General features: G+C 63.2%; 25 protein-coding genes, 1 tRNA gene and 1 pseudogene. 16 read left to right on the top strand and 11 right to left on the bottom strand.

Going from position 1 to position 25,030, the window contains the following annotated elements; translation table 11 throughout:
* The first annotated feature begins 49 nt into the window (after window positions 1–49).
* The 6 genes from G542_RS0100590 to G542_RS0100565 all read left to right on the top strand — a co-directional run bounded on the left by G542_RS0100590 (window position 50) and on the right by G542_RS0100565 (window position 5,981).
* Complete coding sequence (locus G542_RS0100590; RefSeq protein WP_027823121.1) at window positions 50–1,390, top strand: adenosylmethionine--8-amino-7-oxononanoate transaminase; 1,341 nt, start codon at window positions 50–52, stop codon at window positions 1,388–1,390.
* A 15-nt stretch (window positions 1,391–1,405) separates the two neighbouring features.
* Window positions 1,406–1,828, top strand: a complete 423-nt coding sequence (locus G542_RS0100585; protein WP_012698478.1) for a hypothetical protein — start codon at window positions 1,406–1,408, stop codon at window positions 1,826–1,828.
* Window positions 1,825–2,808 carry a 4-hydroxythreonine-4-phosphate dehydrogenase PdxA gene (pdxA, locus tag G542_RS0100580; RefSeq protein WP_027823120.1) on the top strand — a complete coding sequence of 328 codons (984 nt, stop codon included), beginning with the start codon at window positions 1,825–1,827 and terminating at the stop codon, window positions 2,806–2,808. The genes G542_RS0100585 and pdxA overlap by 4 nt, the downstream gene beginning before the upstream one ends.
* Window positions 2,809–3,042: 234 nt before the next feature.
* A complete protein-coding gene (locus tag G542_RS0100575) occupies window positions 3,043–5,412 on the top strand; it encodes a heavy metal translocating P-type ATPase (protein ID WP_027823119.1) in 2,370 nt (789 codons plus the stop codon).
* Window positions 5,413–5,479: 67 nt separating this feature from the next.
* Window positions 5,480–5,680, top strand: coding sequence for a heavy-metal-associated domain-containing protein (locus tag G542_RS0100570; protein WP_027823118.1), 201 nt, complete (start codon window positions 5,480–5,482; stop codon window positions 5,678–5,680).
* Window positions 5,667–5,981: a metal-sensitive transcriptional regulator gene (locus G542_RS0100565; protein WP_012698474.1), complete on the top strand. Its 315-nt coding sequence runs from the start codon at window positions 5,667–5,669 to the stop codon at window positions 5,979–5,981. The genes G542_RS0100570 and G542_RS0100565 overlap by 14 nt, the downstream gene beginning before the upstream one ends.
* A gap of 149 nt (window positions 5,982–6,130) precedes the next feature.
* On the opposite strand, the gene sstT is transcribed toward G542_RS0100565, so the two are convergent.
* On the bottom strand, window positions 6,131–7,381 hold the full coding sequence (gene sstT / locus G542_RS0100560; protein ID WP_027823117.1) for a serine/threonine transporter SstT: 1,251 nt from the start codon (window positions 7,379–7,381) through the stop codon (window positions 6,131–6,133).
* Window positions 7,382–7,944: 563 nt separating this feature from the next.
* Here sstT and G542_RS15465 point away from each other — a divergent pair.
* The 3 genes from G542_RS15465 (at window position 7,945) to G542_RS18350 (ending at window position 9,267) form a co-directional block, all read left to right on the top strand.
* On the top strand, window positions 7,945–8,154 hold the full coding sequence (locus G542_RS15465; RefSeq protein WP_034984667.1) for a hypothetical protein: 210 nt from the start codon (window positions 7,945–7,947) through the stop codon (window positions 8,152–8,154).
* Between the two features lie 83 nt (window positions 8,155–8,237).
* Window positions 8,238–8,801, top strand: a complete 564-nt coding sequence (locus G542_RS15460) for a phosphatase PAP2 family protein (protein ID WP_051189824.1) — start codon at window positions 8,238–8,240, stop codon at window positions 8,799–8,801.
* Window positions 8,802–8,847: 46 nt separating this feature from the next.
* Complete coding sequence (locus G542_RS18350) at window positions 8,848–9,267, top strand: hypothetical protein (RefSeq protein WP_155826566.1); 420 nt, start codon at window positions 8,848–8,850, stop codon at window positions 9,265–9,267.
* Here G542_RS18350 and G542_RS0100545 read toward each other — a convergent pair.
* Window positions 9,240–10,406 carry a class C beta-lactamase LHK-1 gene (locus tag G542_RS0100545; protein ID WP_081666691.1) on the bottom strand — a complete coding sequence of 389 codons (1,167 nt, stop codon included), beginning with the start codon at window positions 10,404–10,406 and terminating at the stop codon, window positions 9,240–9,242. The two genes, G542_RS18350 and G542_RS0100545, sit on opposite strands and share 28 nt — an antisense overlap.
* A 189-nt stretch (window positions 10,407–10,595) precedes the next feature.
* On the opposite strand from G542_RS0100545, the gene G542_RS0100540 reads away from it, so the two are divergent.
* Complete coding sequence (locus tag G542_RS0100540; RefSeq protein ID WP_027823115.1) at window positions 10,596–11,483, top strand: LysR family transcriptional regulator; 888 nt, start codon at window positions 10,596–10,598, stop codon at window positions 11,481–11,483.
* 141 nt (window positions 11,484–11,624) lie between these two features.
* Here G542_RS0100540 and G542_RS18345 read toward each other — a convergent pair.
* Window positions 11,625–11,776, bottom strand: a pseudogene (locus tag G542_RS18345) (integrase core domain-containing protein); the annotation flags it as partial.
* A 418-nt stretch (window positions 11,777–12,194) separates the two neighbouring features.
* Between G542_RS18345 and G542_RS15455 the strand changes: the two are divergent.
* On the top strand, window positions 12,195–14,081 hold the full coding sequence (locus tag G542_RS15455; RefSeq protein WP_081666690.1) for a methyl-accepting chemotaxis protein: 1,887 nt from the start codon (window positions 12,195–12,197) through the stop codon (window positions 14,079–14,081).
* 68 nt (window positions 14,082–14,149) lie between these two features.
* On the opposite strand, the gene G542_RS19565 is transcribed toward G542_RS15455, so the two are convergent.
* From G542_RS19565 to rsmI, 4 genes are all read right to left on the bottom strand, one after another.
* Window positions 14,150–14,431 carry a phage integrase central domain-containing protein gene (locus tag G542_RS19565; RefSeq protein WP_373279773.1) on the bottom strand — a complete coding sequence of 94 codons (282 nt, stop codon included), beginning with the start codon at window positions 14,429–14,431 and terminating at the stop codon, window positions 14,150–14,152.
* Window positions 14,344–14,772, bottom strand: coding sequence for an integrase arm-type DNA-binding domain-containing protein (locus G542_RS17765; protein ID WP_081666689.1), 429 nt, complete (start codon window positions 14,770–14,772; stop codon window positions 14,344–14,346). Before G542_RS17765 ends, G542_RS19565 begins: the two co-directional genes overlap by 88 nt.
* Before the next feature lie 154 nt (window positions 14,773–14,926).
* Window positions 14,927–15,011 (bottom strand) — tRNA-Leu (locus G542_RS0100520).
* A gap of 68 nt (window positions 15,012–15,079) precedes the next feature.
* A complete protein-coding gene (gene rsmI, locus G542_RS0100515; protein WP_012698466.1) occupies window positions 15,080–15,976 on the bottom strand; it encodes a 16S rRNA (cytidine(1402)-2'-O)-methyltransferase in 897 nt (298 codons plus the stop codon).
* On the opposite strand from rsmI, the gene G542_RS0100510 reads away from it, so the two are divergent.
* The 4 genes from G542_RS0100510 to G542_RS0100495 are packed head-to-tail and all read left to right on the top strand — an operon-like array spanning window position 15,971 to window position 18,663.
* Complete coding sequence (locus G542_RS0100510) at window positions 15,971–17,083, top strand: penicillin-binding protein activator (protein ID WP_027823112.1); 1,113 nt, start codon at window positions 15,971–15,973, stop codon at window positions 17,081–17,083. The genes rsmI and G542_RS0100510 overlap by 6 nt on opposite strands.
* A complete protein-coding gene (locus tag G542_RS0100505; RefSeq protein WP_027823111.1) occupies window positions 17,080–17,421 on the top strand; it encodes a YraN family protein in 342 nt (113 codons plus the stop codon). Before G542_RS0100510 ends, G542_RS0100505 begins: the two co-directional genes overlap by 4 nt.
* A 33-nt stretch (window positions 17,422–17,454) precedes the next feature.
* On the top strand, window positions 17,455–18,045 hold the full coding sequence (locus G542_RS0100500; RefSeq protein WP_012698463.1) for a phosphoheptose isomerase: 591 nt from the start codon (window positions 17,455–17,457) through the stop codon (window positions 18,043–18,045).
* A complete protein-coding gene (locus tag G542_RS0100495) occupies window positions 18,046–18,663 on the top strand; it encodes a BON domain-containing protein (RefSeq protein ID WP_244878662.1) in 618 nt (205 codons plus the stop codon).
* Between the two features lie 96 nt (window positions 18,664–18,759).
* Here G542_RS0100495 and G542_RS0100490 read toward each other — a convergent pair whose 3' ends face one another.
* The 3 genes from G542_RS0100490 to tsaA all read right to left on the bottom strand — a co-directional run bounded on the left by G542_RS0100490 (window position 18,760) and on the right by tsaA (window position 22,384).
* On the bottom strand, window positions 18,760–20,337 hold the full coding sequence (locus G542_RS0100490; protein ID WP_012698460.1) for a TerC family protein: 1,578 nt from the start codon (window positions 20,335–20,337) through the stop codon (window positions 18,760–18,762).
* 225 nt (window positions 20,338–20,562) lie between these two features.
* The gene (locus tag G542_RS0100485) at window positions 20,563–21,519 is read right to left on the bottom strand and encodes a Tim44 domain-containing protein (protein WP_027823109.1); all 957 of its coding nucleotides are present in this window, start codon (window positions 21,517–21,519) and stop codon (window positions 20,563–20,565) included.
* Window positions 21,520–21,655: 136 nt separating this feature from the next.
* The gene (gene tsaA / locus G542_RS15450; RefSeq protein ID WP_244878661.1) at window positions 21,656–22,384 is read right to left on the bottom strand and encodes a tRNA (N6-threonylcarbamoyladenosine(37)-N6)-methyltransferase TrmO; all 729 of its coding nucleotides are present in this window, start codon (window positions 22,382–22,384) and stop codon (window positions 21,656–21,658) included.
* A gap of 481 nt (window positions 22,385–22,865) precedes the next feature.
* Between tsaA and G542_RS0100475 the strand changes: the two genes are divergently transcribed.
* The gene (locus tag G542_RS0100475; protein WP_027823107.1) at window positions 22,866–24,197 is read left to right on the top strand and encodes a DUF445 domain-containing protein; all 1,332 of its coding nucleotides are present in this window, start codon (window positions 22,866–22,868) and stop codon (window positions 24,195–24,197) included.
* On the opposite strand, the gene G542_RS0100470 is transcribed toward G542_RS0100475, so the two are convergent.
* On the bottom strand, window positions 24,182–24,952 hold the full coding sequence (locus G542_RS0100470; RefSeq protein WP_012698454.1) for a GNAT family N-acetyltransferase: 771 nt from the start codon (window positions 24,950–24,952) through the stop codon (window positions 24,182–24,184). The two genes, G542_RS0100475 and G542_RS0100470, sit on opposite strands and share 16 nt — an antisense overlap.
* Window positions 24,953–25,030 lie beyond the last annotated feature (78 nt).

Below are 25,030 nucleotides of genomic sequence, written 5' to 3'. Positions count from 1 at the left end.
GGAGCGAGCCTCTAGACTCTCGTCTGGGAAAAACAGAAGGGTCGCAGACATGTCCAATTCCGACTGGCTGGCGCGCAGCCGCGCCGCCGTCTGGCATCCGTGCACGCAGATGAAACGGCACGAAACCCTGCCGATCACTCCGGTGGCGCGGGGCGACGGCATCTGGCTGGAAGATTTTGACGGCCACCGCTTCATCGATGCGGTCAGTTCCTGGTGGGTCAACCTGTTCGGCCACGGTGAGCCGCGCATCAAGGCCGCCATCCAGCGCCAGATGGACAGTCTGGAGCATGTCATGCTGGCCGGTTTCACCCACCGGCCGGTGGTGGAGCTGTCGGAACGGCTGGCTGCCCTGTCGGGGCTGGGACATGCGTTTTACGGTTCCGACGGTGCCAGTGCCACCGAAATCGCCCTGAAAATGAGCTTCCATTACTGGAAAAACCGCGGATTACCGTGGAAAAACCGCTATCTGCACCTGGAAGGCAGCTATCACGGTGAAACTGTCGGCGCGCTGGCCGTGACCGACGTGGCGGTTTTCCGCGATACCTATGCGCCGCTGATCAAGGCCGGCGTCCAGTTGCCGGCACCGCTGCCGCGCGAACGGGAAACCCCCGGAGCCGCCGTCACCCGCGCGCTGGCTGCGCTGGAAAACGTGCTGAAAAAGCAGGGCGACGAACTGGCGGCGCTGATCGTCGAGCCGCTGGTGCAGGGAGCTGCCGGCATGCGCATGTATCCGGCTGACTACCTCAGTGGCGCCCGGCGCCTGTGCGACCTCTATCACGTCCACCTGATCGCCGATGAAATCGCCGTCGGCTTTGGCCGTACCGGCACGCTGTTTGCCTGCGAGCAGGCGGCCGTCCGGCCGGACTTCCTGTGCCTGTCCAAGGGCATTACCGGCGGCTTCCTGCCGCTGTCGTGCGTGCTGACCACCGACACGGTGTACGCGGCGTTCTACGATGATTCCGTCAGCCGCGCCTTCCTGCATTCGCACAGCCATACCGGCAACGCCCTGGCGTGCGCGGCCGCGCTGGCGGTGCTGGACATCTTTGAACAGGACGACGTGCTGCGCTGCAACCGCGAGCGGGCTGCCGAATTCAGCCGCCATCTCGCTCCGCTGGCAGCGCATCCGCGGGTGGAAAACTTCCGCCATCGGGGCATGATCTGGGCCTTCGAGGTCAGCGCGCCGCGGCCGGACTTTGCCCAGGTGGTGTTTGCCGACCTGTTGCGCCAGGGCTGCCTCGTCCGGCCGATCGGCAACACAGTGTATTTCATGCCGCCCTATATCATTGAACCCGTGCACATGCGCCAGCTGGCCGACGCCATGCTCGTGACGCTGGAGCGGCTCGACCGGCTGCCAGCGCTCGGCGTGGCGGCCGTACCGCGCATGGCCTGACCGGAGACACTGACCATGTTCTATCTGCTGCTGCTGGCCACCCTGGCCGTTGCCGTGCTGGTGTCGTGGCTGACCGCCCGCTTTTTTGATGCCGCCATTGCCCGCATCCTGCGGCGCATCGTCGGTGACGCGCTGGCCGAACCGTGGCAGCGCTACCTGCGCTTTGCCATGCTGGTGGTCGGTGTCTCCGGCGGCGTACGCCTGTGGTCGCTGGAAAAATACCTTGAGGACAAACCCGGCACGCCGGCTCTCGACGGCGCCCGCTGGACGCTGGAAATCTACCGTACCCTGATCGACACATTGCAGTCCATCGCCTGGCTGCTGCTGCTGTTCTTCCTGTGCACCATGATCGCCTACGTGATCGTGCGGGCAGTCGAGGCCCGCACCGGCCACCGGCTTGACCACGACGATGAAGAAAAAGAGGAGTCCCGCCCATGATGCCGACCCTGGCCCTGACGATTGGCGAGCCGGCCGGCATCGGTCCGGACCTGGTGTGCCGGCTGGCCATGCAGCCGCGGCAGACGCGGGTGGTGGCCATCGGCGACGCCGGCCTGCTGGCCGACCGTGCCGCCATGCTCGGCCTGCCGGCGCGTTTTGCGGCTTACGATCCGGCCGCTCCGGCCCCGGCAGCGGGCGTACTGGAGGTCTGTCATGTGCCGCTGGCCGTGCCGGCGGTGGCCGGCCGGCTGGAACCGGCCAACGGGCCGGCCATGCTGGCGATGCTGGACCGGGCCATTGACGGCTGCCTGGCCGGCGAATTTGCCGCCATGGTGACGGCTCCCCTGCACAAGGGCGTGATCAACGAGGCCGGCGTGGCGTTCACCGGCCATACCGAATACCTGGCCGAGCGTACCGGTACGCCGCTGGTGGTGATGATGCTGGCCGGAGGCGGCATGCGGGTGGCGCTGGTCACCACCCACCTGCCGCTGCGGGCGGTGGCCGACGCGGTGACACCGGCGCGGCTGGAGGCGGTGCTGCGCATCCTGCACCGCGATCTTGTGGACAAGTTCGGCCTGCCGGCGCCGCACATCTTGGTGGCCGGGCTCAATCCGCATGCCGGCGAGAGCGGCCACATGGGCCGCGAGGAAATCGACGTCATCGAGCCGGTGCTGGCGCAGTTGCGTACCGAAGGCATGCTGCTGACCGGTCCCTTGCCGGCTGACACCCTGTTCAATCCGGACAGGCTGGCCACGGCTGACGCCGTGCTGGCGATGTACCACGATCAAGGCTTGCCGGTGCTCAAGCACGCCAGCTTCGGGCACGGCATCAACGTGACGCTGGGCCTGCCGCTGATCCGCACCTCGGTCGATCATGGCACGGCGCTTGACCTGGCCGGCAGCGGCCGCGCCGATGATGGCAGCCTGCATGCCGCACTGGCGCTGGCAGAAACGCTGGCCCTCCGGCGGGTTGCCGGCTGAGCGCTGCGGCCGGGGTGTTCCGGCCGGGCGTACCGGAGGTCCGGGCAGATCCCGTGCTGGTGGCCTTTCCGCCAGTCCGGACCTGCGGCGCACCGTAGATGACCGGTCAGGGGCAGGAATTTGACCTTTTGTCCGCCCGGAGCGCGGTGGCTGGCAAGCGGCTTGGTAAATAGGGTATGGGGGTATATAGTAAAGCCATCAGACTCACCCGCCTGGCGTGAGAAAGGCTTTGCCATGGAACAGAAACTGACCTTGCCGATTACCGGCATGACCTGCGCGTCGTGCGCCAACCGCATCGAGACCCGACTCAACCGGCTTGAAGGCGTGACGGCCGTAGTCAACTTTGCCAACGAAACCGCCACCGTAACGCTGCCGGAAGGCATGCCGGCACAGACCGTCATCGATACCGTGCGGGCGACCGGCTATGACGTCGACCCCGAGCGGCTGACGCTGGACCTGGAGGGCATGACCTGCGCGTCATGTGCCACCCGCATCGAAACCGTGCTCAACCGCCTGCCCGGCGTCAGTGCCGCGGTCAATTTCGCCACCGAAACCGCCCAGGTCAGCTATCTGCCCGGCAGCCATACGCCCGACGAGCTGATCGCCGCTGTGGCCCGTGCCGGCTATGGCGCCAAGGTGCAGGCAGGCGACGACCGGGCCGCCCGCCAGGCCGAACAGGAACGCGTGTGGCGGCACGAACTCGGACATTTCGTGATTGCCGTCGTGCTGACCCTGCCGCTCCTGGCAGGCATGTTCGGCATGCTGACCGGCGGGCCGCACGAGCTGCTGCCGCGCGGCTGGCAGCTGGTGCTGGCGACCCCGGTGCAGTTCTGGATCGGCTGGCGCTTTTACAAGGGGGCCTGGCACGCCCTGCGCGGCGGCGGTGCCAACATGGACGTGCTGGTGGCACTGGGCACCAGCATGGCCTACGGCTTCAGCGCGCTGGTGACGCTGCTGGGTGCCACCCACATGCACGTGTATTTCGAGGCCAGCGCCTCGGTCATCACCCTGATCCTGCTGGGCAAGCTCCTGGAGGCGCGGGCCAAGCGGCGCACGTCGTCGGCGATCGAATCCCTGCTGTCCATGCAGCCCAAGACCGCCCGGGTGGAGCGCAACGGCGAGCTGGCCGAAGTGCCGATTGCCAGCCTGAAACCCGGTGACGTGGTCGTGGTGCGCTATGGCGAGGCGGTGCCGGTGGACGGCGTCGTGCTGGAAGGCCGTGCGGCCGTGGATGAAAGCATGCTGTCAGGCGAAAGCCTGCCGGTGGAAAAAGCCGTGGATGCCAGCGTGTACGCCGGCACCCGCAATGTCGAAGGTGCGCTCAAGGTGCGCGTGACCGGCGTGGGCAACCAGACCCAGCTGGCAGAAATCGTGCGGCTGGTGTCGGAGGCACAAGGTTCCAAGGCACCGATCCAGCGGCTGGCCGACCGCATTTCCGGCGTGTTCGTGCCGGTAGTGGTGGGGCTGGCCGTGCTGACCTTCTTTGGCAGCTGGTGGTGGGCCGGCAGTGCCACCGTCGGGCTGATCCACGCGGTGGCGGTGCTGGTGATTGCCTGCCCGTGTGCCCTGGGGCTGGCCACGCCGACCGCCATCATGGTCGGCGTAGGCCGCGGGGCGCAGGCCGGCCTGCTGTTCCGCAATGCCTCCGCGCTTGAGCGGGCCGAGAAAATCGACACACTGGTGGTCGACAAGACCGGCACGCTGACCGAAGGCCGCCCGGTGCTGACCGAAGTGCAGGCGCTGGCCGGCGTGCCACGCGAAACCCTGCTCGCCTGGGCTGCCGGGCTGGAGCAGGGATCGGAACACCCGCTGGCCCGCGCCGTGCTGGAAGGTGCGAACAAGGAAGGTGTCACGGCAGCAGCAGTAACCGATTTTGCCGTGGAACCCGGCCATGGCGTCAGTGCCCGGCTGCCCGACGGCACCTTGCTCAGGCTCGGAACGCCGGCATGGGTGGGCGGCCTGACGGATGAACAGCTCGGCGGGCTGGCACGGCTGGCCAGCCGCGGGCAGACCGTGGTGGTGCTGGCGCAGGAAGGCGGTGCGGTCGGCCTGCTGGCAATCGCCGACCAGCTGCGGGCCAGCTCGCCGGCGGCCGTCCGGCGCCTGCAGGACATGGGCGTGAAGGTGATGATGCTGACCGGCGACAATCCGGCTACCGCTGCCAGCGTCGCCAGCCATGTCGGGCTGGCCGACTATCGTGCCGAGGTGAAGCCGGGCGACAAGGCGCGCATCGTGCAGGAGCTGGTGGCGGCCGGCCGCAAGGTGGCGATGGCCGGGGACGGTGTCAACGATGCCCCGGCGCTGGCGGCAGCCGATGTCGGCTTTGCCATGGGCGCTGGCAGTGACGTGGCGATCGAAACCGCCGGGGTCACGCTGATGAAAAGCGACCTCATGGCGGTGGCCGATGCCATCGACCTGTCGCGCCACACCATGAAGAAAATCCGCCAGAACCTGTTTTTTGCCTTTGTCTACAACGTACTGGGCATTCCGCTGGCTGCCGTGGGCCTGCTGAATCCGGTGATTGCCGGGGCCGCCATGGCCGCCAGCTCGGTATCGGTGGTCAGCAATTCGCTGCTGCTGCGCCGCTGGCGCGCAGTGCGCTGACCGGCCGCTTCTTCTGACCGGAAGGCGAGGGCTCGCCTTCCATTGTACAACCAGGAAAGGAACCATCATGCAAACTCTGGAACTGAAAATCGACGGAATGACCTGCGGTGGCTGCGTCAACAGCGTCAACCGGGTGCTCAAGGCGCAGGCCGGGGTGGACGACGCCCAGGTAGAGCTGGGCCGGGCGGTGATCCGGTTTGACCCGGCCGTGACGGATGCGGGCAAGCTGCGTGCCGCGGTTGAGGATGCCGGTTATGCCGTCATCTGACTGCTGTACGCCACCGGTTGCTTCCGGGCCGGACGTGGTCCGGCCGGACAAGCAGCGGCTGATCCACCGCCTGAACCGGATCGAGGGCCAGGTGCGCGGGATTGCCGGCATGGTGGCGGACGACCGTTATTGTGTCGACGTGCTGACGCAGATTGCCTCGGTCAAGTCGGCGCTGGACGGGCTGGCCATGCAACTGCTCGAGCAGCATGCGCGCGGCTGTGTCAGCCAGGCGGTGCAGCGCGGCGAGGGCGAAGCGGCCATCGGGGAAATGATGACCGTGTTCCGCAAGCTGACGCGCTGACGCGCGGTGATGTAGTCGCGGTTCCGGCCATGATCCTGGTCCGCCGGGCGGCCGGCCGGAGTCCGTAGCCGGCATCTGCAAGCCTGAAAACCACCGGGCCCCGTTTCATGCACGAAACGGGGCCCGGTGCCGTATCAGCCTGCGGTGTGTCAGGCGTCGGTTTTCACCAGTTCGCCGGCCGGTACGTCGACATCGCCGTTGGCAATGCAGGCGGCGGCGGTGAACAGCACGTCGGTCGAGCTGTTGAGCGCGGTTTCGGCCGAGTCCTGGATGACGCCGATGATGAAGCCGACGGCCACCATCTGCATGGCGACATCGTTGGAGATGCCGAACAGGCTGCACGCCAGCGGGATCAGCAGCAGCGAGCCACCGGCCACACCGGAGGCGCCGCAGGCGGCGACCGAGGCAACCAGCGACAGCAGCAGCGCGGTGGGCAGGTCGACTTCCACGCCGAGCGTGTGTACGGCTGCCAGGCTCAGCACCGAGATGGTGATGGCGGCGCCGGCCATGTTGATGGTGGCACCGAGCGGAATCGATACCGAATAGGTGTCCTCGTGCAGGCCGAGCTTGCGGCACAGGTTCATGTTGACCGGAATGTTGGCGGCCGAGCTGCGGGTGAAGAAGGCGGTGACGCCGCTTTCGCGCAGGCAGGTCCAGACCAGCGGGTAGGGATTGCGGCGGATGGCCAGGAACACGATCAGCGGATTGACCACTAGGGCGATGAAGAGCATCGAGCCCAGCAGTACGGCCAGCAGGTGGCTGTAGCCCATCAGGGCGGAGAAGCCGGTGGTGGCGATGGCGTCGGCGACCAGACCGAACACGCCGATCGGGGCAAAGCGGATGATGACCTTGACCACGTTGGAGATGCTTTGCGACAGGTCGTAGAGCATGGCCTTGGTGGTGTCGCTGGAGTGGTGCAGGGCTACGCCGAGGGCCGCAGCCCAGGCGAGGATGCCGATGAAGTTGCCGGTGGCCAGGGCATTGACCGGATTGTCGACTACCTGGAACAGCAAAGTGTGCAGCACTTCACCGATGCCGCCGGGAGGAACGCTGCCGGTGGCGGCGTTGGCCAGTACGAGCCGGACCGGGGACAGGAAGCTGGCCACGACGCCGACCAGAGCGGCGAGGAAGGTGCCAACCAGGTACAGCACCAGTACGGGGCGCATGTTGGTTTGCACGCCCTTGGTCTTGCCGGCGATCGAGGTGGCGACCAGCACGAAGACGAGGATCGGGGCCACGCCTTTGAGCGCCTTGACGAACAGGGTGCCGAGAAAGGCGACGGATTTGGCGGCTTCCGGGGACAGCAGGGCCAGTGCCATGCCGGCCACCAGACCGAACATGATCTGTAGCACGATGCTGCCGTGCCGGAGGCGATAGAGGAGGAACGGGAGTAGCTGCATAAAAACTCGTTGCCGGTTGCAGGGCTGCGCAACGACAGGCCGGCAAACCGGGTCGTCGGGCGCAGGCCCGGGTGGATCAAAACCGCAAGGTAACGGGAGCGTGCGGTCAAGTGTGCCGGAAATCATATATCACGTTTGGCTAATGTGAACCCCGCAGGTCGGAAATCATGGCGGTCAGGAGCAGGCCAGGACGTTTCGGGGCTGCGCTCCGGGTGCCATGAGGCGGAGGCAGACAGGGTGAGGCTGAGTGTTGCTGGCGATGTATGACCGAAAGATGCCGGCATGAATGAACGGTAATGATTTTCAAAAGAACATGCGGGTTATTTTGGTCAATTATTTGCTTAATTGTTTTTGCAAGTTGTTGTAAAAATTCAATCGAGACCATTTTAAATGGCAGTTTTGTTGTCTTTGTTTTGTGTGTTAATAATCAAATGATTAATTAATTCATCTGTGCATTACAATAAGTAACCGATTTCAGGCTGTCCAATCGTGACTGGTTGCTCTAGATTGCAGTTGAGCCATATGGCTTGCCTCGAATTGCAAAGTTGAGAAAGGTTTGTGCGATGAAAAAACTGACGGCTATTCTGCTGGCTTCGGCTGTGGCCCTTTCTGCCGGCATGGCTTCGGCAGCAGAAATGACTCCCGCAGCAAAACCGGCCCATTCGGCCATGAAGCAGCAACATCACAAGAAGGTGGCAGCCAAAAAGCAGGCGGTGCATAAAAAGCACGCCAAGAAGATGGTTCACGCTCCGAGCGCAGCAGCACAAAAATAACACCGCCAATATACTGGCCAGATTATTTGAAACCGCCTTGATTTTTATTTTCAAGGCGGTTTTTGCTTTTTAAAGGGGCTGTCGTGTTTCCTATATGGGTCGAGCAGGTCAACCGGCTGCTGTTTTTGGCTATCAATCCTTCGGTGCATCCAGGTTATTTGATGGACGGGATAGCCAGGTTTTCAGCTGTTTATCTGATTTTCCTGATTGTGCCTGTACTGTTGCTGCTGGCCGCCCGGGGCCGGTCAGCAATCCGGCCGGTATCAGTCATTGTGCTGGCCATTCTCTACAGCTCTGTCCTGGCCAATCTGGTTGCTTCTCTGGTGCAGCATCCTCGCCCGTTCGTTGATGGTCTTGGCATGCTGTTGATCGAGCATGGTCCATCGCCTTCATTCCCGAGCCGTCACATGGCCGTGGCATGTGCATTTGCTCTGGGGCTGGTGTTTCAATATGGCTTCCGGAAAACCTGGCCGGCTCTGGTGCTGGCAGGGATCGTTGGTTGGGCCCGGGTGTATGTGGGTGTCCACTACCCGGTCGACATGCTGGGATCCGTGGCTGTTGCGCTGGTTTCGTACCGTGCCGCGCGTATGTCCGTGGATTTGTGGAACGGGCTAGCCGTTGCCCGGCTGACCAGGAAAGCAGGTTGAAGGTGTGCCGGAACCGGCCGGGGATGCAGGACTGGCTGGATCGGGCATGCTCCGGAAACTGCCTAGCAGGCGTGATTTCCGGCGGGTAATGCAGGCTTGTGCAAGTAGCGTCGGGTTTGCTGCTGGTGCTGGAGGGCTTTCATCCGGCGACGGTTTGCACACGGATCCTGTATGGCAGGATGGTCGCGAAAGTCGATTCAGGCATCTTGAATTGCCAGGCCCGTCTTGGGCGCTTTGGATTATGGAAAAGATTCAAGGCTGGCTGAAATATTTCGGACAAGGATGCATGTCTGCCCGGAATGTGCTGCTTTTGGGTATTGCCGTGACGGGTTTTTATGCATGGCGAAGCGGCCCGGACCCGGATACCAATCCATCCGGGGCCGGGCCGCATTCCCTTTCAGTGCTTGAATCCACCGCTGCCAATCAATTCATGATGACTCAGTGCAATGCGGTCAAAATTCCGTGAGCGAGCCGGATACGGTCTGCAATCGGGTAATTACGGTTGGCCAGGATGACAATGCCGGTTTGTCGGGCAGGCAGGAATACGGCATAAGCGCCGAATCCCGCAGTAGAACCGGTCTTGTTGACCCACACATCGGGCTCATTCATGGTGCCGGCAGGACAGGCTTTCACCGGCTGCGGCTCAAACACCATTTGATTTGAATTTCCCGCCAGCAGCACGTCGAGGTTTTTCCAGTCTTGATAACTTTCCCAGCCCAGTCCTTGCCGGGTCTGTCCGGCGCAATAAACCGGTACACGTGTTTGCTGTAATGCCGACCGCAATGCACCTTTGCTGCGTGCAGGGTCCATATGCGCCAATAAAAATCCGGCCATGTCTGCGGTTGTGGACTTGACGCCGTAGGTTTCCTCATCCAGCGGACCGGGGTTGACCCTGACCGGTTTCCCGGCGGCGGTATAACCCATGGCATAACGTGAACGGGCCTCCGGGGGCATTTGCAGATAGGTCGAGTTCATGCCGAGGGGTTGCAGCACCGTTGTCCCGAGCAGGCCGGCAAAGGACTCTCCGGTTGCCAGGCTGGCAGCCAGCCCCATCAGGCCAATGCTCGGATTGGAATACAGCCGGGTGGTGCCTGCCGGATGGACAGGTTGCCAATGCCGGTAATAAGCCAGCACATCTGCCGGGGTGGTGACATTGTCAGGAAACTGGAGCGGTAATCCGCCTGCGCTATAAGTACCGAGCTGCCTGAGGGTGATCCGGTCGAATGCACTGCCCCGCAGGGCGGTAACGTAGCGGCTGGCCGGTGCAGACAGGTCAATCCGGCCTTCGGTTTCAGCCCGCTGGGCGATCAGTGCAGTAAACGGTTTGGAAAGGGAGCCGATTTCAAACAGGGTGGTTTCCCGGACCGGCTGGCCGGTTTCGCGGGAGGCGACACCATAATTGTGATAAGTGGTCTTGCCTGACTGGATGATGGCAATGGCCATGCCCGGAATCTGGTGTGCCTGCATCACGGTTTGTATCATGGCATCCATGCCGGCTGCTGCTGTATTGGCAGCATGTGCCACCGTCACCAGCAACATGCCTGTGCTACAGGCGAAAAGGCCTTTTGATGCAAAGCGGGAAAATGGGGTAATCCGTTTTTTCATGCCTGTTTGTTCCGTATGTATATGCCGATCGATTTGATCCGCTGTTCGGCAAGGTGCAGTGCCCGGCAGCAAAACATGATGATGTTCTGTTTTCTCCGTGCCGGAGATGGATACTGACTCTATTGGCAAGCAGTCTTGCCAACAAACGATAAAATCTAGTCACAGTCATGAATTGATTTTGGGTTCACGATGGTTCGACCATTTCTACCTTTGAATGCATTGCGGGCGTTTGAGGCTTCAGCACGCCATCTGAGCTTTACCCGGGCGGCCATTGAGCTGAACGTTACCCAGACCGCCGTCAGTCATCAGGTCAAGGCACTGGAGCAGCAGCTGAATGTCATGCTGTTCAAGCGGTTGCCCCGCGGCCTGATGCTTACCCGCGAAGGCGAATGGTTGCTGCCTGCCGTCAGCCGGTCGTTTGACAGCATTGCGCTGACCATGGAGCCCTTCCGTGAAGGGGCCTTTCGCGAACCGCTGCATGTCGGAGTGGTCGGAACTTTTGCCACAGGCTGGCTTTTGCCGCGCCTGCCCGGCTTTGTAAACAGCCATCCCCGGATTGACCTGCGCCTGTCCACGCACAACAACCGGGTGGACATTGCGGCGGAGGGGCTGGATTACGCAGTGAAATTCGGCTCCGGAGCGTGGCAGGGCCTGGATGCCACGCCGCTGTTCGAAGCACCGCTCAGCCCGCTTTGCACACCGGAACTGGCGAGGACGCTCAGCCAACCGGCCGACGTGCTGGCCCATACCCTGCTCCGCTCATACCGCGCTGACGAATGGCCGCAATGGCTGCGAGAGGCCGGGGTAGGCCATCCGGTCTTCATCCGGAACAGCATCATGTTCGACTCGTCGATAGGCATGATTGAAGCCGCCCGGCAGGGTGCAGGTATCGCACTGGCGCCTCCGGCGATGTTTACCCGCGCACTGGCGCGGGGTGAACTGGTACAGCCTTTTTCGCCCGGCCTGTCGACAGGACAGTACTGGCTGGTCAAATTGCAGTCCAGGCAGGATAGCCCGGCCATGCTGGTCTTCAGTCAATGGTTGCTGCAACAGATAGCCGGCCAGCCAGGCCTTTGATCTGTCCTGTAGCTGGATAAGCCCTTGTCCTGCCGGTTCATAGGCAATTCCGGGGGGGGGGGGCCGTACCTGGATTTGACTCCGTATCTCAGGGCACTCAGCCCTCGTTAGATTGAGGTGATCGCCAAGCGGCGAAATTCTCCGTGGTGAACGGCAGTTCAGTGCACTGTGCGGGTGATGCTCGTTGTAATGCACGAGGCAATGCTCAGGTTTCGCAAGGCTGTTGCAGCGTCCGGTTTCGGCATGTGCGCTACGTAATCGTGTTTGATGGTCTCCCTCATGCCGATACTGCGCTCCAAGTTGTTTTACACGACGGCTGAGCAGCAAGGCATGTGTTTCATGATGTGCGCGCTGCTCGTACTGACAACAGATGTCCACAGTGGCGGATTTTTACACCTCAAACTTCCACGCAAGCCTTGCTATCGCGCTCGCGCAGGGTATGGACAAGCTCCACGTCAGCACCAGTCAGAACGGCACTATGGTGGTGCTGGCTAATCCGATAGCTTTTTTACCTGCTTTTCATGTGTTTGCCTCGTTGCGAGTCACGGTCACCATGATGCGTAGAGGATTGCCATTCTTGCATACGACCAAGTAGCTTCGGCCTGCCCGCGCTCGTTTGAGGTGTTTGATTCAAGTCAAAGACGATGCGGTAGTGCGTTGATTTATCATCATCATTTTAATTCGGGAAACAAATGAATTAGGAGGAAAGCTGTGTTGAAAACACTCAAAGCACGAATATTGGTATGGAATACAGTATTTTTAGTGGCTTTAGGTGTCTTGATGATCGGGATGGCATTTTGGCAGATGCGTGCCTCCCTGCTTTATACGCTGAATCAAGAAATACACACTTTGGTGCGAGGGCAAAACCGTGCATTGGAGTCTTGGTTACAGGATAAGCAACGTGTGCTGACTGGCATTGCCAGTCAGCATCAGGAAAATGTTCCATTGCGCGACCTCAAGCAGGCGATGGATATTGGCGATTACGTGGTTGCGTACTTTGCCGGAGCCGATGGGCATACTCTTTTTTCTGACGACAGACAATTACCGGCTAATTTTATTGCTTCTGAGCGACCGTGGTATCAAGCAGCAGTCAAAAGCAAAAAAGTTATTGTGACTGACCCTTACGCTGACGCCATTAGCGGTCAGCCTACCGTAGGCTTTGCCTATGCACTAAGGCAGGGGGATATGTTGAAAGGGGTGCTGGCTGCCGATATGGAACTGGAGGATATGGTCAAGGCTGTGCTTGGCAATATCGATATCCAGGGCGGGGGCTATATGTTCCTCGTTGATGCAAAGGGGACTATTCTTTCACATCCCGAAAAACAACTGATACTCAAACCCATCACGTCCTCCAATTCCAGCTTGACACCAGAGAATCTGCAGAAATGGGCAGGTCGAGAACAATTGGTCGAATCTGTGCGCAACGATGGCACAGACATGCTGATGCTTTGGGACAAAGTACCGGGTACTAATTGGTATCTCGGTATTGCTACCTACAAGGATGCAGTGCTGGCGCCTCTGGAAACCCTTCTGCTGGTACTGGCTGGTAGCGGCGCTTTTCTGATCATACTGATTGCAGTCATCAATTCATGGTTGGCTCGCCACTCATTGCGAGGTTTGGCGCAATTGCAGGACACCATGAGAGCGATTTCTCAGGGCGAAGGAGACTTGACCGTTCGCCTGCCGGAAGAAGGGCAGGATGAACTGGCCGAAACGGCCCGTGCATTCAATGTCTTTATTGGGCGCCTGCACGAAATGTTCCGTAACCTGCGTGAGGAAGCTTCCAGCCTGGTTAGCGATATCCAGCGTATCAATCAACAGATGAACGGGATTGCCGGTCGTTCACGGCAAATGGCTGACCTGTCTTCTTCAAATGCAGCTACGCAGGAGGAAATCTCGGTCAGCATCGCCCATATTTCCGGCAATGCCAGTGATACCGACCAGCATGTGCGGGCGACGCACCGGCAGCTGGAACAGACGGCTGGTGATATCGAATCGCTGGCTCACGGCATGGAGGCCACCATGCAAGCCGTACAGGGCTTGCGTACGGTACTGGATGGACTGGATCAGCGCTCCGGAGAAATTTCCGGCATCACTGGTGTGATCCGTGAAATTGCCGACCAGACCAACCTGCTGGCGCTGAATGCTGCCATCGAGGCTGCACGTGCAGGAGAGGCAGGTCGTGGTTTTGCCGTGGTGGCTGACGAAGTTCGCAAATTGGCTGAGCGGGTTGGTGCAGCTACTCAAGAAATTACCCGGATGATCGGTGCGGTGCGCCAGGAAACCGCTCAGGCCGTGCACGACATGGGATGTACGGTGGAGTCGGTCAGCGCCGGTCTGGAGCAGACGCAATCGGTAGTTGGCACTATCCGAGAAGCCAGGCAGGCCATGGAGGAGGTGGTCGGCAAGGTGGCAGAAATCACTGACTCAACTCAAGAGCAGCAGAATGCCAGTACTTTGCTGGCACAAAGCACCGAGTCGATGAACAGCTACATCCTTGAAAACGACCGCAATCTTCAGGCAATCAGTGAAACGGTAGCCGGGGTGGATCAGGCCGCGCAACATATGGGTAATGCCTTTGCGCGCTTTCGGCTATAGGAAATGCCTGGTTTTATTGATTTGAAATATTGGCCGCTCTGGAAGCAAGTAGGCCATGGCGGCCAAGTTTATTCACATTGCAAGGCTATGCATTTTTTCTGATTAACTGTATTTTCTGCTCGGCATGGGGCTCTGCCCGACCGATGCCATGGAGCCGGCCGGATCGGATTCTTGGTGAGCAGCACCGACAGCGCCAGCGGGCGACTGCATCGATTGCTCTGGCGCAAAGTATCCAGATAATCCAGCGTTGTGAGGTGAGCGATTAGATGCTTTCCGATGGCTGGGAACAGGTTCTGTTCCTGTCGCTTGAGGATGCGCCCGGCATGGTCATGGCTCCACTTGCCGCGTATCTTGTCGTGCCATTCCCGCGTGACGGCTTCGAAGATGTTGGAAGCAATCGCGATGCTTGCTGCCTTGGCTTGTGCACTACCGGGTCAGTGCCCATTGCCAGTAGGTCGATTGCTTTGGCGCGCAACTCGCGGGCGATGGCAAGCGATATGGCGGGATAGTTTCCGAACGAGGTCAGCCCTTGTTTACCGTTTGGCTTGATGTACTTCATCCGCCATAACTTGATCCCATTGGTTTTGACCAGCAGGTACAGGCCTTGACCGTCGAATAGGGAGTAATCCCTGTCTTTGGGTTTGGCGTTACGGCAGGCCGCATCGGTAAGCGGGACGGTTGTTCTGGCCATTTTTAGGTATACAGAACCCTGATCGAATCGGCGTATACCTAAAATCGTGGGCTGTCACGGCATTCCGTGGCACAACGTGAGACAACAAAAAACCCGCAAATCCTTGCTGGATGCGGGTTTCAGACACTTCGTGACACTATCTGATTTGACCTGTTGGTGCCCGGGGTCGGACTCGAACCGACACGCCTTGCGGCGGGGGATTTTGAGTCCCCTGCGTCTACCGATTTCGCCACCCGGGCTTGCACTGAATTTCTGCATTTAGGTGCGGTAGGTAGAGCATTATATGGGGCCGGCCTGGTTATGGCAATCAGCTGTTTCTCAGGGCCAAGGCCTGTTCATACCAGGCCTTTTTATGTCCGCCGGCCAGCTGGGTGGTGATGCTGGCGGCTTGCTTGACCGGAAGTCCTTCGGCCAGCAAGACCTTGAGGATGTGTTGGCCTTCGACAACGGCGGTTTCGTCCGAATCCGCCGTGGCGGGTGCCGGTTCGATGATGATGGCCATCTCGCCGCGGGACTGGTTGGGGTCACTGTTGATGCGCTCGAGCAGGCCGGCAGCCGGCAGCCGCAGGATGGTTTCGAACGTCTTGGTCAGCTCGCGGGCCAGCACCAGCGGACGCTCTTCTCCCAGCTCGGTCACGATGTCGGCGACGGTATCCTGAATGCGGTGCGGTGCCTCGTAGATCACCACGGCATCGGGGCAGTGCAGCCAGCCCGCCAGCGCCTCCCGTCGGGCCTTCGATTTGGGCGACAGAAAACCGGCAAACCGCCAGCCTTCAGCCATTACGCCCGATGCGGACAGCGCCGCCGTCACGGCCGAAGCACCGGGCAGGGGAGATACCGGCAGACCGGCCTCCCAGACCGCCCGGCACAGGCGGGCGCCAGGGTCGGACACTGCCGGAGTGCCGGCGTCGGATACCTGCGCGACCAGCTTGCCGTCCTGCAACCAGCCGATCACCTTGTCGGCCATGCTGCGCTCGTTGTGTTCGCGGACACTGACGATATGGCGACGCAAACCGTAGCGTGCCAGCAATTGTCCGGTGACGCGCGTATCCTCTGCCAGAATGATGTCTGCGGCATCAAACAGTGCCAATGTCCGCAAGGTGATATCGGCAAGGTTTCCCAGCGGGGTAGCCGCTACATATAATGTGCCTCGCTTAAACGAGACTCTGGCATCTTCAAGTATCTGAAAGTACGGGGAATGCAACGACTGGCTCCACTTCTGGCCCTGTTGGCCGGCTTCTGGCTGGCAAGCGCGCATGCAGCAACGCCTGCCGAGGCCGACTATATCATCCGGCTCAATGCCGCGCCCTTAAGACCGCTGCCGGGAGCTGCTGCTTCCGTGCCGTCTGCACCGGCTACGCTACCGGCTGTACCCGTGGCGAATCCGCAGGCTGCTGCTGGCACGGCATTGCCGGGACCGGCGCCGATTGCCGTCCTGTTACCGCTCCAGCACGCCGGCCTGCAGGAGGCTGCCCAGGTGGTGCGTGCCGGCATCATGGCCGCCCGGCAGGCAGAACACGGCCCGGAGGTGATCGTCTACGACACGGACGGCCAGCAGCAGGTCGCCAGTGCCTACCAGACCGCGCTCAAGCAAGGCGCGCGCGTGGTGATCGGGCCGCTGACCCGGTCCGCCGTTGCCGGTATCGTACCCCTGGTCAAGGCTGTTCCCACGCTGGCGCTCAATGCGCTCGACGGATTGCCGCCCCGGCCCCAGCTTTACAGCCTGTCGCTGGCCGCTGACCACGAAGCCCGGCAATCGGCGACCGACATGCGGGCAGCCGGTATCCAGCGGCCCTTGGTTGTTACCGGTCCGGGCGGGCTGGATGCCCGGCTGGCACGGGCATTCGTCAATGCGTGGACCGTAGACGGCAGTCACCAGCTGCCGGCCAGCGTGCAGTATGACTCGCCGGCCTTGCCGGCCCTGTCCGCCACAGCCGACGGCGCATTCCTAGCGCTGTCGCAGCCCCTGCTGGCGCCGGCCCTGCCGGCCCGGCTGCCGCGTTATGCGACTTCCCAGTTGCGGGTCACTCCCCTGCCGCCGGTGCTGGCCGGTACCCGGGTGCCGGACATGCCGTGGCTGATCGATCCGCAGCGACCGGTGGTGCAGCGCTATCCACGCCCGGCCGAACCCCTGACGCTGGCGACCGAGCGGCTCTATGCCCTCGGGATTGATGCCTACCGCCTGGCGGTCGAACTCATGAACGGCCCTATGGCCAGCGGCCGGACGTTCGACGGCGTGACCGGAGAACTGGTCCTTGCCCATGACCGGCAGTTCCGGCGGCAACTGCCGGTGAGTGTGCTGGAGCCATGACGCTGACCCGTGGCCAGCAGGCGGAAAACCTGGCGCTGGCTCATCTGCAATCGGCCGGGCTTAAGCTCCTTGTGCGAAACTGGCGTGGAGGCGGCGGTGAGCTGGACCTCGTCATGCAGGAAGGTCCGGTGCTGGTGTTTGTCGAAGTGCGTGCCCGCAGCAGTGCCCGTTTCGGCGGCGCAGCGGCCAGCATCGGTGCCGGCAAGTGCCGGCGCTTGCGACAGGCGGCCGAGGCTTTCCTGCTGACCCGTTCCCGGCCGCTGCCACCCTGCCGTTTTGATGCAGTCTGCTTCGAGGGCTCGGACGAGCCGGTTTGGCTCAGGCAGATTGATGTATAGACTCAGGCCCTTTGGGCAAAGGATTCACGCGTGATGGAACTCATTGAGCGCGTCAACGGACATTTTCTGGAAAGCATGGCGGCCAAGCAGCTCGCCATGGAGGTACTGCCCGGTACCATTGCCCAGGCGGCCGAAAGCATGGTGGCCTGCCTGATGAACGAGGGCAAGATCCTCGCCTGCGGCAATGGCGGCTCGGCCGCCGATGCCCAGCACTTTGCCGCGGAAATGGTCGGACGCTTTGAAAAGGAGCGTCCGGGCCTTGCCGCCCTGTCGCTGGCAACCGACACCTCGGCGCTGACCGCCATCGGCAACGACTATGATTTCGAGCGGGTGTTTTCCAAGCAGGTACGTGCGCTCGGACAGGACGGCGACCTGCTGCTGGCCCTGTCCACGTCGGGCAATTCGCTCAACGTGATCGAGGCCATCCACGCCGCCCACGAACGCCAGATGGGTGTCATTGCCCTGACCGGCCGCGACGGCGGCCAGATTGCCGACCTGATGACGGCCGACGACATCCTGATCAACGTGCCGGTCGAACGGACGGCCCGGATCCAGGAAGTCCATATCACCATCATCCACGCGCTGTGCGATGCCGTGGACTACATGCTGCTGGGAGGAGACTGAATGCAGGTGACCAAATCACTCGGAATGGCCGTTGCCGCCACCATCCTGGCCAGCCAGCTGGCAGCGTGCGTGCCGCTGGTGGCCGCCGGAGCCGGCGGGGCCGTGCTGGTCGGGGCCGACCGCCGCTCGTCCGGCGTCTACGTTGACGACCAGACCACCGAGGTCAAGCTGGCGCAGCAGGTTTCGTCGGGCTATCCCGCCGCGCATGTCAACGTCACCAGCTACAACAGGGCCGTACTGCTGACCGGCGAAGTGCCGGACGAAGCCACCCGCGCCGGGGTCGAACTGCTGGCCCGCGGCATGCCCAACGTGCGTGATGTCTACAACAAGACCGTGGTGGCAGGGGCTTCCAGTCTGGGTGACCGGTTGAACGACGGCACACTGACTTCCAAGGTCAAGGCGCGCATGGTGCAGGCCAACCTGTTCTCGCCCAACCACGTCAAGGTGGTCAGCGAACGTAGCCAGGTGTTCCTGCTCGGACTGGTGACGCAGGATGAAGGAGCTGCAGCGGCCCGTATCGCCAGTGAAACCTCGGGAGCGCAGCAGGTGCACACCTTCTTCCAGTACATCGACGCCCGCACCAACCAGATGCTGCCGGCCACGCCGGCAGCGCAGTAAGGCATCCGGCGATCCATGTGAAAACCCGCCCCAGCAGCATCGCTGCCGGGGCGGGTTTTTTTGCAGGCCGACAACTGTGCCGGCCCTGTCCGGGGATCAGTCCGTTTCGGTGACGGGTTCCGGAGCCATGCGACGGATCCGCACCCGCTCGATGCGGCGGGTGGCCACGGCAAGGATCACGAACTCGAACGAGCCGGCCCGGATGACTTCACCCGGTTCCGGCAGGGCACCGTGCCGGGCCAGCAACAGGCCGGCCAGCGTGGTGTAGTCCGCCTCGGCGTCAAGCAGTTCCGGTGCATCCAGCTTGCGTGCCAGCCAGTGCAGGTCGGTGCTGCCCTTGGCCAGCCATTCCGCACCTTCGCGCACCAGGTCCGGTGTCTCGTCCTCGTCCGGGAATTCACCGGCAATTGCCTCCAGCACGTCCAGCGGCGTCACCAGACCTTCGATGGTGCCGGCTTCGTCGGCCACCAGCACCAGCCGGCCGCGTGCCCGGCGCAGCACGCCCATCAGCGTGAGCGTTTCCAGCGATGCCGGTACCACGATCGGCGCCGGCTGGCGGCGCACAAAGCTTTCCAGCGCATCGTAGTTCGGCAGGGCGGCCAGCATGTCCTTGGCGCGCGCCACCCCCAGTACCTGGTCCAGCGAGCCGCGGCAGACCGGGAACAGGCTGTGCGGGGTATCCAGCAACTGCTGGCGTACCGCATCGGGACCGGCATCGAGGTCAATCCACGAAATCTCGTTGCGCGGCGTCATCACGCTGCGGATCGAGCGGTCTGCCAGGGTCAGCACGCCGCTGATCATGTCGCGCTCTTCTTCACCGAACGCCGGCAGCGGTGCCGGCGCATCGTCCGACGGGGCGGCGGCATGCGGGGCATCGCCGGATGCATGGGGATGCTGGCGTGGTCCCATCAGGCGCATGATGGTTTCTGCCGTCCGCTCGCGCAGTGGCCGGTGCGCCTGCTGGCGCACCAGGTTGCGGTGGGCCATCTGGTTGAAGGATTCGATCAGGATCGAGAAGCCGATGGCGGCGTAGAGATAGCCCTTGGGAATGTGCAGGCCGCTGCCTTCGGCCACGAGGCTCAGGCCGATCATCAGCAGGAAGCTCAGGCACAGCACCACTACGGTCGGGTGGGCGTTGACAAAGCGGGTCAGCGGCCTGGATGCCAGCACCATCACGCCCATGGCGATGATGACTGCGGCCATCATGATGCCCAGTTCGTTGACCATGCCCACGGCGGTGATGACTGCATCCAGTGAAAACACCGCGTCCAGCGCCACGATCTGCGCGACCACCAGCCAGAAGCCGGCGTAGGGGCGCTGGCCATTGTCCTGGTGGGAGCGGCCCTCGAGTCGTTCGTGCAGCTCAACCGTGGCCTTGAACAGCAGGAACAGGCCGCCGGTGATCAGGATCAGGTCCCGGCCGGACAGGCTGAAACCGCCGAGCGTGATCAGGGGCGAGGTCAGCGTGATCAGCCACGACATGACCGACAGCAGCCCCAGCCGCATCAGCAGGGCCAGCGACAGGCCGATCAGGCGGGCGCGGTCGCGCTGCTCGGGTGGCAGGCGGTCGGCGAGGATGGCGATGAACACCAGATTGTCGATGCCGAGGACGATCTCGAGCACGATCAGCGTGGTCAGGCCCAGCCAGACCGACGGATCCATCAGCCATTCCATGACAGCCTCCCCGTCAGGTGATGCAAGGGGTCAAACAGGGGTGTGCAGGGCAAGCTCGGTCTGGGATGGTCCATGAGTCGTAAGACAAAAAAGCGAAGCGGATATTTTGCGTCAAAAAACACGACCCATGTGGCGGTTTCAGCGACATGGCGTGTCAGAGGGCGAGAAAAAACCGCCGGTCCGTGCCGGCGGTCAAGACAGGAAGGGTACGACGGAACTACAGGATTACTGGTCTTGCTGGATGCCGGCCACCACCCATTTCTGGCTGGTCGCGTCGGACTTGATGAAGTGCCAGGTTTCGGCAAACGGCAGGGCCGGTGCACCGACCGATTCGCTGACCAGTCCGGAGAAACGCACGCTGGCCACGATCCGGCCGTCAGCCTCGGTGGAGGCGTCCACCACCTGGCAGTCAAGCTGCGGGAAGTCAGCGGTTTCCGGATTGCCGGCGATGTCGGCGCGCAACTGTTCGAACAGCTCCGGCGTCAGGTACTTGCGGACTTCCTCGACGTTGTCCGGGTTGTTCATGCTTTGCAGGTGCATGAACGTAGCCTTGGCCTGGCGTACGAAGTGCGGCACTTCGGTACCGTCCGGCAGGCGGGTCAGCGCCGCCGGCTGGGCATAGCCACCGCCGATCGGCGGCACCGGCACGCTGCCGGTCGGGTTGATCTTGAAGGCGTTCGGGTTCAGCGGCGCGCGGGCATTCGGCGGCACCATGCCGGCCGGAGTCGGCAGCGGCGGTTGCTGTTGCTGGCGGCGGCGGATGAAGCGGAACAGCAGGAAGCCACCGAGGGCCAGCAGCAGCAAGGTGCCGATGCCCATGCCGCCGGTGCCGCTCTCGGCCGCCGTCTTGTCGCCGGCTGCCTGTTTTTCGGCCGCACTGTTGGCGCTGGCGGTCTGGTTGTCGCTCATGGCGTTGCCCAGCATGTAGCCGGCTGCCGCACCCGCCGCACCGGCGGCGATGGCGGTGCCGACACCCGGACCGCTGCGTTGCGGTGCCGGTGCCGTCTGTGCCGGCATGGCCGGAGCGGCCGGCGCAGCCTGCTGATAGGTCGGTGCCGGCTTCATGCTGCGCTGCATGCCGGACGATTTGCCCTTGCCGATGCGGGCGGCGTCCGCAAATGGCGCTGCCAGCAGGCCGGCGAGGGCGAGCGACAAGGCAAGGTGGCGAGTGGCAGTCTTCATGATGATGGCGGCTCCTGATCCTGAAAGAGGGGCGGTACGATTCAAAGGATAAACCCAGTCTTGTGGGACTGGCCGGCCGGCAAGGGGTTCCCTGACGACCGGGAACGCATGGTCAACGGATGAACTTAGCCAGTGCTTAAACCTTGCTGGCATGTGTTGTGCCAGCGTCAACCAGCTCGACCACCTCAACGCCACCGGCATCAACGCGGAAACGTACGTCCAGTGATGCCAGCCGCACGCCGTAAATCCGCGCCGGATCGTCATGAAAAGCCGGGCGCGGGTCCTGCGTCAGCACTTCGCCGATCAGGACCGCCAGGTCACGGTCGGCCAGTTGTGCCAGTTGGGCGGCTGCGAGCGGAGTCCAGCGCAGCGGCAAGGTCGGCGGTGGAGCCGGCACCCAGTCACAGCGGGCACCGGCCACCGAGTCGGAGAACGGAATGTAGGGTTTGATGTCGAGTACCGGCGTGCCGTCAACCAGATCGGCCCCCGCCAGCAGCAGCCGGCCCGGTTCGACCGCCAGCAGCTCGACCAGTGACAGGCCAAGGGGATTGGGACGGAAGGTGGAGCGGCTGGCAAAGACGCCGAGCTTGTCATTGCCGCCCAGCCGCGGCGGGCGCACCAAAGGCTTCCAGCCACGTCCCAGATGGGCGTGGAACACGAACGTCAGCCAGACGTGCGAATAGCCATCCAGTCCGCGCACGCAGTCCGGATGGTCGAACGGCGGCTGCAGTTGCAGTTCGGCCCGTGCATGCGGTGCCAGCCGTGGCTGGCGGGGTACGCCGAACTTGTCGGCAAACGGCGAACGGATATAGCCGACCGGCGTCATGGCGTCCATGGCAAATCCCGTAACAGTCAGGCTGCGCATTGTCGGCAGGCCTGCCGGTGCCGGCAAGCCGCAGATGCCGCCCGGTGATGCATCCGGGAGCCTGTCTCGGGTCGTGGCGGAGGTATGAGTCTGCTGGCCGCGCGGTATTCTGGCCTGCCTGCCTGCCTGCCTGCCTGCCTGCCTGTATGTTATGTCGGGCCGGTTGTCGGACTGCATCAATGCTCACTGTATTGGCCATGGTGTGTGCTGGCCCGGACCCGTTGCCCCCGGCAGCATGCCCGCATGCACCGGAAAATCCGCTCACCGGCAGGGTATTGCCTGCGCCGGGTCGGCCGGCAGTGCCTGGTTACTCCATGACCATGCGCAGTTCCCGCGAGGGCACAGGTCTGGCCGGCGACGCAGCGGCCGCTTCGGTCCGGGGCGGCCAACCGGCGGTCTGGTCTGGTGTTGCCGGCCGTCCGGCTATGGCCGGGCTGGAACATGCTCTAGACTGACGCTTTTGCATGGCAGACAAACGGTCATGACTGATTCCGCACCGGCAGGCGGCTACCTGTCACGACATCGCGGGCCGGTTTCACTGGCGCTGGCCGGAGGCGGCCTGCTGGCCTGCGAGGCCGCCATCTGGGCCGGCTGGCTGCCCGGGGCCGAAGGGCGGGTGCTGGCCACGGCATTCGAAGGGGCAACGGTCGGCGGGCTGGCCGACTGGTTTGCCGTCTCGGCCCTGTTTCACCGCATTCCGCTTCCCGGCCTGTCGCGCCACACCGATCTTCTGGCCCGCAAGCGCGAGCGGCTGGCCGAAGGCATTGTCGAAATGACCGAAACCCGCTGGCTGGCACCGGACGTGCTGCGTGAGCGCCTGGCCGGTGTGTCGTTTGCCGGGCTGATTGCCGACTACCTGCGCGATCCGGCCCGGCGCGACGCGGTCCGGCGCGCCTTGCGCGGTTTTGTGCTGCCGATGACCGCAGCGCTGGAGCAGCCCGCCCTGCAAGAGGCGCTGGCGGCCGGGTTGCGCCAGGGGCTGACGGCCGAGCGGCTGGCCGGTGTCGCCGGTCGCGGCATGGCCCAGGCGCTGGCCGAACCGTCCGTGCAGTCCCGGCTGGCCGACGTGCTGGCGCTGTCACTGCGGCGGGCGCTGGCCGAGCCGGCCTTGCGTGACTGGCTGACGGCGGCGCTGCTGAGCGCCCTGGCCGACTACGCCGGCGAAGGCTGGTGGGAGTCGACCAAGCTGAAGCTGGCGCGCCTGTTTGTCGATGGCGACGATGACCGGGAGCGCGTCAGTCATCTCGTGGGCATGCTGGTGGTGCATGCCGACGGCGTGCTGCGCGAGGTGGAAAATGATCCGGCGCATCCCCTGCGGCAGGAGCTGGCGGCCACGCTGGCAGGCTGGGGCAGCCGGCTGGCCGGCGGACAACCGGCCACGGTGATGCTGGGTGAACTGCTGCGCCGGGTGCTGGAGGAACAGTGGCGGCCGGAAGGGCCGCTGGCGCACTGGCTGGCCGGCGCACGTGCCGGTCTGGACCGGGCGCTGGCCGATCCGGTGTCTCCGGTCAGCCAGCGGCTGGATGCCTTGATCGGCGGTGGCATCGCCCATTTCCTGACGCATGCCGAGACGCGCGACAGCTTTGATTCCAGCGCCCGTCGCTTGCTGGTCGAGGTGATCGAATCCCGTCCGGGCCTGATTGGAGATACGGTACGCCTGAGCCTGTCGGAGGAGCGTTTGCCCACGCGGGAGCTGGTGCGGCAGATCGAGGACAAGGTCGGCGACGAATTGCAGTGGATCCGCGTCAACGGTGCCGTGATCGGCGGACTGGCAGCCGGCGCCATTGCACTGGTGCGCTATGCCTTGGGCTGACCGGCCGGCGCGACAAAGCGGCGGGCATAACGGGCATCGGTGGCTGCCAGCGGCAGCAGGACGAAAAAATCGGCACAGCGAAAAGCCGGGTCCCACGCCGGTTCGCCACAGATGAAGGCGCCGGCGCGCAGATAGCCCTTGAGCAGCGGAGCCAGCGGCATGGCCGGGTCGGGTGCCGGCAGCGACTCCAGCGGCAGGGGCAGCAGGGGGGGCACCCGCCATTCCGGCGGGGCCAGTTGTGGTTGCAGGTGCTGCCAGGCGCTGGCGGCTTCACGCCCGCCATCGTGCAGCGGCACGCTGGCACAGCCGGCCAGATAGTCGCCACCGACGCTACGCGCGTATTGCACCAGCCCGGTCCACAGCATGGCGATCACGGCGCCGCGCCGGTAGTCGGGATGCACGCAGGAGCGGCCGACCTCGACCAGCCGGGGCTTGAGGGTGGCCAGGGCGTCGAGGTCGAATTCGTGTTCGGCGTACAGGCAGGGTGCGCGGGCCGCCCGGGCTGGCGGCAGCATGCGGTAGGTGCCGACCACCGGACCGTCGATGCCCGCGGTGACCAGCAGGTGGTCGCAGATGGGGTCGTATTCGTCGCAGTCGATGCCGGTGTCGGCCGAGGCCAGCCGGGCACCCATTTCTCCGGCAAAAATGTCGTAACGCAGGCGCTGGGCCGCCAGCAGGTCCGCTTCGTTGCGGGCCAGCCGGACATTCAGCTGGGGTGCGCCCTGGCGGGCGGTGGACCGGGGAGAGGTGCGCATGGGCCTTCCTTAGGTGAAAACAGGACGCCTGGAGCGTCTCGTTTCAACATGACTGTTTCGCGACCCGGGCATGAACAA

It is taken from the genome of Laribacter hongkongensis DSM 14985 (assembly GCF_000423285.1).
GTDB lineage: Bacteria > Pseudomonadota > Gammaproteobacteria > Burkholderiales > Aquaspirillaceae > Laribacter > Laribacter hongkongensis.
Note: the sequence above shows the minus strand (reverse complement) of the source record. Positions and strands in the feature narration are given on the sequence as shown.